Origin of the sequence: Microcoleus sp. Pol11C3 (assembly GCF_036701485.1) — a bacterium.
Classification (GTDB): Bacteria; Cyanobacteriota; Cyanobacteriia; order Cyanobacteriales; family Microcoleaceae; genus Microcoleus.
Genome location: NZ_JAUBQW010000214.1, coordinates 1 through 6509, shown reverse-complemented (window position 1 = coordinate 6509; position 6509 = coordinate 1). Strand labels below are relative to the sequence as shown.

At 45.2% G+C, this 6509-nt stretch carries 6 protein-coding genes and 3 tRNA genes; 8 read left to right on the top strand and 1 reads right to left on the bottom strand.

Going from position 1 to position 6509, the window contains the following annotated elements; genetic code table 11:
* Window positions 1-31 precede the first annotated feature (31 nt).
* Window positions 32-730, bottom strand: a complete 699-nt coding sequence (locus QUA40_RS27050; RefSeq protein WP_333131597.1) for a hypothetical protein — start codon at window positions 728-730, stop codon at window positions 32-34.
* Window positions 731-974: 244 nt separating this feature from the next.
* On the opposite strand from QUA40_RS27050, the gene QUA40_RS27045 reads away from it, so the two are divergent.
* The 8 genes from QUA40_RS27045 to QUA40_RS27010 all read left to right on the top strand — a co-directional run bounded on the left by QUA40_RS27045 (window position 975) and on the right by QUA40_RS27010 (window position 6210).
* Window positions 975-1517: a Uma2 family endonuclease gene (locus QUA40_RS27045; RefSeq protein WP_333131595.1), complete on the top strand. Its 543-nt coding sequence runs from the start codon at window positions 975-977 to the stop codon at window positions 1515-1517.
* A 75-nt stretch (window positions 1518-1592) separates the two neighbouring features.
* A tRNA-Lys gene (locus QUA40_RS27040) sits at window positions 1593-1666 on the top strand.
* Between the two features lie 235 nt (window positions 1667-1901).
* Window positions 1902-2864 (top strand): GNAT family N-acetyltransferase, encoded by a 963-nt coding sequence (locus tag QUA40_RS27035; RefSeq protein ID WP_333131593.1) that lies wholly within the window; start codon window positions 1902-1904, stop codon window positions 2862-2864.
* Window positions 2865-3492: 628 nt separating this feature from the next.
* Window positions 3493-3693 carry a hypothetical protein gene (locus tag QUA40_RS27030; protein WP_333131591.1) on the top strand — a complete coding sequence of 67 codons (201 nt, stop codon included), beginning with the start codon at window positions 3493-3495 and terminating at the stop codon, window positions 3691-3693.
* Window positions 3686-3801, top strand: a tRNA-Ser gene (locus tag QUA40_RS27025). The genes QUA40_RS27030 and QUA40_RS27025 overlap by 8 nt, the downstream gene beginning before the upstream one ends.
* 101 nt (window positions 3802-3902) lie before the next feature.
* A tRNA-OTHER gene (locus tag QUA40_RS27020) sits at window positions 3903-3974 on the top strand.
* A 128-nt stretch (window positions 3975-4102) separates the two neighbouring features.
* The gene (locus QUA40_RS27015; RefSeq protein ID WP_333131589.1) at window positions 4103-4567 is read left to right on the top strand and encodes a hypothetical protein; all 465 of its coding nucleotides are present in this window, start codon (window positions 4103-4105) and stop codon (window positions 4565-4567) included.
* 209 nt (window positions 4568-4776) lie between these two features.
* The gene (locus QUA40_RS27010; RefSeq protein WP_333131587.1) at window positions 4777-6210 is read left to right on the top strand and encodes a hypothetical protein; all 1434 of its coding nucleotides are present in this window, start codon (window positions 4777-4779) and stop codon (window positions 6208-6210) included.
* The last annotated feature ends 299 nt before the right edge of the window (window positions 6211-6509 follow it).

Below are 6509 nucleotides of genomic sequence, written 5' to 3'. Positions count from 1 at the left end.
TCCTTGCTCTTCGCTGTGCTTATCTCAACGGTCAACTTTCAATTTGATGTATTTGCCAAAGTGAGATGCACCCAACATTGTTTTGACCTTGGGTAGGTGCCACAAATGTTACGCTGCCTACTCTCTTGATGATGGGCTGACAGTTTTTGATTGAATTCACAACTCCGCCATAATTCCAAAATTCTTTGGACGCCCATTGCTGTCGAACCTCAGCAGGTGCTGCTACACCCGGAAAACCGTTGTTGTTAACCAAGATAAATGTTAAAGCGATCGCAGACGGAATTAAAATTCTCAACAATGAAATGATTAGATTGCTTGTGGATTTACTCCGCTTAAATTTTCCAGCAATACAAATTCCTAAAACAGATAGCAAAAACGGAAAAAGTAAAACCCAAAATGACCAATCCAGCTTGTGTAGCAGAGTCGGCATTGATGAGTAGAAATACGCAACTAAGTAGCCGATCAGCAAACCGATGATGCAACCGAAAACCAAAAACAACGGCTCACTTTCCATTTCTTGGTCTGAAAGTTTTCGATCCACCAGAGCAATGGTGTAAAGACCCAGAAGATATAGTGCCAGAGCTGTCATTATCCACAAGTAAATCCACTCACCAAGTGTCCCTTGACGATAGTTCAGATAATTGCCTATGGAGGTGAGGAATGTAATGTCAATCGCTGCTGTTAAAAAGCAGGCTAACACATCTAATAGTGCAACTATCTTGTTTTTCATAAGGCGATTGCTCATAAAAGTATATAGTTCCTCGCCCTAGGACTGTATCTTGATATTTTACACAAGTCAATCCTGTATCTACCTCAATTCAAATGTTAATGCCGACGATCGCGTGAAGATGTCGGTGAATTTTGTCAGCGATTGTCCTGCCAACAGGCTTGGCGATCGCATTTTAATTAGGTATTGAATAAGGGCGATCGTGTAAAATAAAGTTGTTCTTTTAAGAAAATGCGTCGATTCTGCAATGAAAACGCTAGCTAAATGGTCTGTGGGCGACTATCACCGCATGATTGAAGCAGGGATTCTACGCGATCGCCGTGTGGAGTTGCTAGCCGGTGAAGTTTGCCAGATAAGTCCAGAAACCCCTATTCATTACAACACAACCAAACGAGGTACTAAATACCTCGAAGAACTACTCGCAGGTAAAGCTGATGTCCGCTTCAACGGGCCGATTACGCTATCAGACTCTGAACCAGAACCAGATATTGCGATCGTGCGATTGCCGGAGTCTGCTTACAACGATCGCCATCAGGAATTTCAAGATATCTTTTGGATTGTAGAAGTTGCTCAAACTAGCTTGAAGAAGGATTTAGAGTTGAAAGCCGCCATTTATGCCGAGGCAGAAATTCAAGAATATTGGGTTTTAAATTTATCTGCTAAGCAAATGATCGTGTTTCGCTATCCTCAGAATGGCGAGTACGCTACAGAGCAAAAAATCGAGGCTGGAACGGTGATACCGCTGGCATTTCCCGACATTCGCGTATCCGTTGAGAGAATTTTAGGGTGATTGGGATCGATCGCCACAAATTTATACAGAAATAGTTGAATTTTCAGAACAGTTGTGTTATAGTAGCCTAGATGCGGGAGTATAGCTCAGTTGGTTAGAGCAGGTGACTCTTAATCTCAAGGTCGAAGGTTCAAGTCCTTCTACTCCCATCCCAAATAACATACGACTCACAAGGATTTGAGGCTTTAAACTGTCTCTAGTATGTCGTTTTTCGCCCATTTTGCGCTCAGGATCGGAGTCAACGGCTTTAGCGGTTGGGTTACTGTGAGTGTTTGTGTTGTCGGATTTTTAATGCCGATCGACCATTGGGGCGAGTAGATCGATAAAAGTGCGATCGCCCAAGCTATTTTTAAATTAATCAATAACCCGAACAGGTGATTAGCTATGATGGCAAGTCTCTCGGCGCGCTGCTATGCGGGCGATCGCGATTTAACTGCGATCGCCCATTTAATCAATACTTGCGAAGAAGTCGATCGGCTCGATGAAGGCACTTCCATCTCAGAACTACAACAAGAATTTAACGCACTGTCTCTAGATGTAGCACGCGATATCCGCCTTTGGGAAGATGCGGAGGAAAAATTAATCGGTTTTGCTCAGTTGTCGGTTTCTGAGCCTGGGGAAGTAATTGACGGTTGGCTGTGGTTTCGCGTCCACCCCGACGCGCGCGGAGGCGATGTGGAAGCAGCCGCGATCGCCTGGGGTGAAGTGCGGATGCGCGAGGTGTCTGCGATGCAGGGCGGGCGCGTGAAGCTGCGAACCTACGCGCGCGCTGAGGATTGCGATCGCATTTCTGTGCTGACAACTTGCGGTTTTAAGGTCGATCGCTATTTTTGCCGAATGGCGCGATCGCTTTCTGAACCGATCCCAGAACCGCAATTCCCCGAAGGCTTTGCCCTGCGTCAATTCCCCGGCGAAGAGGATGCGGCAGCTTGGGTAGAAATGTTTAACCAGTCGTTTATCGATCACTGGAATCATCACGATTTAACGGTGGAGAAATTTAAGCACGAGTTAGCTAAACCCGATTACAGAAATGATTTAGACTTGATTGCTGTTGCTGATGACGGCACATTTATCAGTTTTTGTTACTGCGAGATTAGTGTGCAAGAGTGCGATCGTACCGGGCGCAATGAAGGCTGGATTGCTTGTCTCGGCACTAGGCGCGGCTTCCGCAAAATGGGATTGGGACGAGCGATGTTGTTCGCTGGTTTGCATCGACTCAAAGCTGCCGGTGTCGCTACTGCTATTGTCGGCGTCGATGCTGAAAATCCATCAGGTGCATTGCGTCTTTACGAGTCTGCTGGCTTCCACAATATTCGCGACAGCATTTCTTATGTTAAGGATGTTTAATCGATGTTACAGTTGGCGATCGCACTCCCACCCTAGAAACCGGGTTTTTTACCGAATCTGCAGGTAACAACGAAATATTTTCGTGAAAAAACCCGGTTTCTCGCCACTCGTGTAAGTTTTATCTAAAAAACTTTTGCTACCCCCTTGACACTTGTGTAGTATTTATGTAGTATATAAATATGGAAAGCGCAGAACAAGCAAAAACCTGTATTTTCCGTGCAAATTCTGAACCTTGACAACTAAATATTGCTCAAAATTTCAACGAACATCAATTTGAAAGTCTTGTAATATAGACTCGATTGTTATGTTGTTACTTTATACGAGACTGTTCGGTTACAAACTGACTCAATCCGAGTCAGACGTTGTACGAAATAAGTCTAATTTCAAGGAATTTAAGGCGGATTCAGAACAGACAAGTTCAACCAGATTTCAATCAACCAAAAAGGCTGAGGAAATCCGCAAAATCAAACAAGCTTATCATTTAGGACGGCGCTTTTTTCAGTAAAGATTATCAGATTTCGTGAATCTTTACCGATACTGGCAATTTGCTAAGTCTCACAAAAAGCCAAAATCGAGAGCAGATAAGCTACTAATCCCAAATCCAAAATGGCTCTAGGAGGTATCGGTAATGGTTCACATTCGTTTTGAAGGACGTTCCTATGACATGGCAGAAAACCAACTGGGTATCGCGGCAGGAATGAGCGATCGAGCTATTAAAGAACGTCTGGCTAACCATTTTGATGTCAAGGGCGATCGCTTCGAGTCTTACGTGGTCGATCGGCGTCCCAGCGGCGATTTAATTGTCCGCCCAGAAGCTGTTTACGGCTAGAAATTCACTGAAAGCACGTATTAGGTAGCGCACCCCAACTAAAGAAGCTTACAAACTGGATACGTTCGACTTAAAATCGAATTGTAGGTTCGAGTCCTACTTGCCGTGAGGCTAAAGCTTCTCTGACTTGTGCGCTGCCTTTTATAGCTGAATTTTTATATCTTTCAGGCGCTTAAAAGTTCCACTTCGCGCCCAAACAAAGAAAGCTTACATACTAGCTCATTGGTAGAGCATTTCTCTTAAAAGAAACGGTCGCGGGTTCAACTCCTGCGTATGTGCCAATCGCTTTCTTAACTTGCGCGAAGTGACTTTTAATGCTATAAACTCTTGTTGTTAATTCAGGATAATAATTAAGTAATCGTGTTTGTATTGAAGACTTCCGTCCTCAAAAATAAATTGGGTATTAGCCATGAGAAAAAGACTGGCAATTTACCGATCGCCCAACGAGATAGATACCCTCCTCCACGCCTTCCAAGAATGTAGCCTCCCGCGCAGCGAGTGGACGCACGAAGCCCATTTAACCGTTGCTTTATGGTATTTTCTGTTTGGCGAATCGGACTCAGAGGCGATCGATGCGATTCGCAATGGCATCAAACGTTACAACGCTGTGCATGGCATTGAGACTACAAAAAACAGCGGATATCACGAAACCCTAACACTGTTTTGGGTGCGAACTGTTCGCCAATATCTCGCCGATGAAAGCCCAAATCGATCGATGGTAAATCTGGCTAACGGTTTGATTGCAAAATATGCCGATCGCACTTTACCCTTTCGCTATTACACCCGCGAGAGCCTGATGTCCTGGGAAGCTCGGATTAATTGGGTTGAACCAGACTTGAGAGCGATCGACTTAGAACAAGTTTCCCTGAAATAATTTAAAATAGCAGTTGTTGCCGCGCCCCAATTCGGAGAGCTTACATACCAACCTTATCCAGGTTTAAAAAAAAAGCTCCCCAAACTTGCGCGGTGACTATTACATTCCTTGCCAAGTCTGCAACAACTGCTACCCGCTGATTTTGGGATATTCCTTACAATCGAAACTCAAAAATCGAAAATCAAAAATCGAAATGGGAGGTAGCACCAATGAATTTATTAGAACGCGATTTACGTTTGGAACTGCTCAACTCTTTGCTCACCACTCCTCACCGTCAACTGGAAAAGGTGGCAGAAATTCACAAGTTAATTATCGAATTAGACCCTATTTTTTACGGTCATTTAGCAGTGTGGTATCAACGTCACGGCGACGTGCGCGATCACAAGGAAGTTTTTGCCGGAAAGTTGCTGACTTCGGCGCTGACGGAACACCGAGATGCCGGGTTTATGATGTTGCAAGAGTTCCCTCCCTACGAGGTTTCGCGGATTGTGGACTTTATGAAGCAGCACCAAAATAAGGTGCCCCGCAGCGCGCGCACTGCTGTCACTCGCTATCTGAAATCGCGGGAAAAGAATCCGCAGTTTTTCGATCGCGCTGCCATCCGCAACCGCAAGGCGATGAAGCATTTGTACGCAACGCTGCACGTCAAGCCGAGCGATCGGGCTAATGCTATCCTGTTTAAAGACAATCCGCCGCAAGACTCTCTGGCATTCGTTTTGAAGCAGTTGGCAAAGGCAGCGACACCTGCGGAACAAGCGAATTTGATTGTTGAGTACAAGATTCCGTATACGATCGCAGTTGGTGCGATCAAACAGCTAACGCCAACAGTTTTGGCCGCGCTGATTAACTCGATGTCGCCGCAGGAAGTCATCAACAATTTGAAATCGATTCAGTCGCGCGGGGCGATGGATCACCCGGAAGTCAAGCAGTTGATTGACTCGAAGCTGGATGAAGCGGCAAAGTGCGATCGGGTTTCTGCTTACAAAGCCAGTGTTGCAGGTGCGGGCGCGAACTTCGACGCAGCAACGGCTGCGAAGCTGGAAGCGGTGACAAACGAACAGGTGAAGAAGCGCGGCAAGATTGCGAAAGCAACTGGTTTGTTGATTGACAAGTCGGGAAGCATGGAAAGTGCGATCGAAGTCGGGAAGCGTCTCGCTGCTTTGATTTCCGGCATTTCCGAGGCTGCACTGTTCGTTTATGCCTTTGACACAATGCCGTATCCAGTGCAAGCAAACGGCAGCGAATTGACAGACTGGGAAGCCGCTTTCAAACACATTCGCAGCGGCGGCGGCACAAGTTGCGGTTGCGCGGTGGAAGCAATGCGAATTAAAAAGCAGGTTGTCGAGCAATTCATTATTGTAACAGATGAAGGCGAAAACGCTGCACCTTATTTTGCAGATGCTTATCAGAATTACTGTCGCAGTTTGGGGGTAAATCCTGATGTTGTGATTGTGCGAGTTGGTGCTTGGTGCGAATATGTCCATAAGCAATTAAAGGACAAACAAGTATCGGTGGAAACCTTTACGTTTGCGGGTGATTATTACTCCTTACCGAATTTAGTGCCGATGTTGAGTCGTCCTTCGCGGCTGGAATTGTTGATGGAAATTCTGGATACGTCGCTGCCTGTGAGGGATGACAAGTGATATAATTGGGCATGGCTCGTGAATTAAGCTCGCGGGCAATGCTCACTTTATGGGATAGCTACGGTGCCATACCTCAAAGCAAAACATCTATCAACCCAAGGTAAAAGATTGAATGATAGGGTAAAAAATGCTAATCGCAAGTTAATTTATATTGGTGGTGAAATCAGGTTTCAATCCGAGATGGATTTGGAAGATTATATAGATGAGAAATTTGATGAAATCTGGCTCTTCAGAACTTATGGTGATAACTTTATCTAATAAAAGATAGACTCGTGCATAAGACTAGAAGCTGAAACTCA